The sequence below is a fragment of the Stutzerimonas stutzeri genome (assembly GCF_000935215.1).
Taxonomy (GTDB): Bacteria; Pseudomonadota; Gammaproteobacteria; order Pseudomonadales; family Pseudomonadaceae; genus Stutzerimonas.
Genome location: NZ_JXXD01000225.1, coordinates 1 through 2,144, shown reverse-complemented (window position 1 = coordinate 2,144; position 2,144 = coordinate 1). Strand labels below are relative to the sequence as shown.

Annotated in this window: 2 protein-coding genes; both read right to left on the bottom strand. The window is 71.4% G+C overall.

Annotated features, from left to right (window positions below; genetic code table 11):
* Positions 1-8 precede the first annotated feature (8 nt).
* A complete protein-coding gene (locus tag LO50_RS19435; RefSeq protein ID WP_044316061.1) occupies positions 9-1,382 on the bottom strand; it encodes a DUF3482 domain-containing protein in 1,374 nt (457 codons plus the stop codon).
* Positions 1,375-2,144, bottom strand: a 770-nt coding sequence (locus LO50_RS19430; RefSeq protein WP_044316060.1) for a DUF2868 domain-containing protein, incomplete at its 5' end; no start/stop codon positions are given. The genes LO50_RS19435 and LO50_RS19430, both read right to left, overlap by 8 nt.

The window sequence follows — 2,144 nt, the reverse complement described above, 5'->3', positions numbered from 1 at the left end:
CAGACCGGTCAGCTCTGCCGCAGTTCGGCCTGCAGCTCATCCAGCGCCGCTTGGCGCTCGCCGTCCTGCAGGCGGGCGCCGGGGTTGAGCGAGGACCACTCCGGATGGGCGCGGCAGCGCTGCAGCGCATCGGGCAGCTTGCCCTCGCGCCAGCCCTGATCCTGCGGAGTGGCCAGGCGGATCGCCTCGGTGGCGGCGTGCCCTCGGGTGGCGAGCACGGCCAGCAGTTGGCGTTGGCGCAGGGCGAGCAGGCGCAGCACGGCGTCGTCGACGCTCAGTTCACGCTGGCCCTTTAATTTGCCCAGCAGGCGATTGCCATAGTGCCGCGCGGTCTGCGCGCCGCCGCCGGCAAGGGCGCCGAGCAGTGCCGCCGCGCCGAGGGTGATGCCGCCGACCATCAGGTCGACCCCGGCACCGGCGGCCGCGCCTGCGGCCATACCACTGCCGATCTTCACGCCCAGCTGCTTGAGTGTTTCCGGATTGAACAGGTCGTCGCCCCAGCGGCCGTCGAGCAGTGGCAGGTCGCTGGCTGCCGCCTGCTCCTTGCGGAAGGCATACAGGCGCAGCAGGGATTCGACGCAGCGCTGTTCGCGGCCACGCACGGCGTCGTGCAATTCACGAATGGCGCCGCGCTCCAGTTCCGGCTGTGCGGCCACGCTGCGTCGGCAGGCGGCGACGTCCACCAGCAGCTCGGCGGTCAGCCGCTGGCCGCTGACCAGGCGCGCCGCTGCCTGGGCTTCATGGTCCTCGATCAGCCGCTGCAGTTTGGGCCGCGCCTGTTCCAGCAGCAGCGCCAGGCTTTCGTACAGCCGGCGCTCGCCGTCCACGGGGGGCGCCACGCTGTCGAAGCGCACCAGCGCATGCAGGCCGAGGCGGGCCAGCGCCTGACGCCATTCCTCCTCGCGATGGCCGGGCTGGGCGACGAAGTTGAGCACCGGCAGCAGCGGCTTGCCGCAGCCGGCGAGTACCGCCAACTCGTCCTTGTACTTGGCCAGTACCGGCTCGCGGGCATCGATCACGTAGAGCCCGGCATCGCTGGCGAGCAGCTGGCGCAGCACCTTGGCTTCCTGCTCGAAGCGCTGGCGCGCCTCGCTGCCGTCGAGAAAGCGCGCGGTTCGCGCCGGGCCGTCGAGGCGTTCGCCGGGGCGCTCCACGCGTTCCAGGTAATCGAGCAGGGCGATGGCATCTTCCAGGCCGGGGGTGTCGTACAACTCCAGCAGCGCCTCGCCGTCCACCGACAGCCGTGCGCCTTCGACATGGCGGGTGGTGCTGGGACGGTGCGAAACCTCGCCGAAGCCTGCATCACGGGTCAGGGTGCGCAGCAGCGAGGTCTTGCCGACATTGGTATGGCCGACCACGGCGAGCTTCAGGGCTTCAGTCATGTCCGCTCTCCAGCCAGCCGAGCGGCGTCGTATTGGAATGGGGCAGGCCCAGGGCGTCCAGCGCCTGGTGCCAGTCATCCAGACGCGCACTGTCCAGCGCCTCGCCCGGCGGCGCCTGCAGCAGCCAGATGCGGGTCGCAGCGGCGCAGCGCGACAGCTCGCCGATCAGCGCCAGGGTGCCGCGATCCGGCGAGCGCCGGGGATCACAGGCGATGGCCAGGCGCGCCGGTGGAAAGCGGGTGAGCTGATCGAGCAGGCGTCGGCGCCCCTCGCGATCGTCGAGGATGCCGGCATCGGCGATGCCCTTGGACAGAGCCGGTGGCCAGGGGCGACTGCCGTCCAGCTCGATGGCCACCAGCACGGCGCCGGCACTGCCATCGAGCTGGGCGCCGGCGCTCGGCGCGTGCAGCTGGGCCGGTGCCGCATCACTGATGCCTAGCCGCTCACTCGGCGGCTGCAGGCGTTCGCGCAGCAGGCGATAGGCCGGCAGGTTCAGGTCGAGCTTCAACGCGGCACGGCCGCGGCGCCAGCGCCACAGGCTAAACCCCGCCAGCAGTAGCCGCGGTAGCAGTCCATAGATCAGCAGCACGCCAACCAGCCAGCCGGCCCAGAGCTGGCGGGCACCTTCCAGATCACCGCCGAGCGCGCCGCTGGCGCGGATCTGCCCGGCATCCGGCACGCTGAAGCCGAGCAGCGCCGGCAGCGCGCCGAGGGCCTGGGTCAGGCCGACGAAGGCGTTTTCGCCGAGAATGGTGGTTTCCC

What these genes read in the sequence shown, in the direction of transcription:
- LO50_RS19435 (WP_044316061.1), bottom strand. Translation starts at nt 1,382, where the DNA reads ATGACTGAAGCCCTGAAGCTCGCCGTGGTCGGCCATACCAATGTCGGC.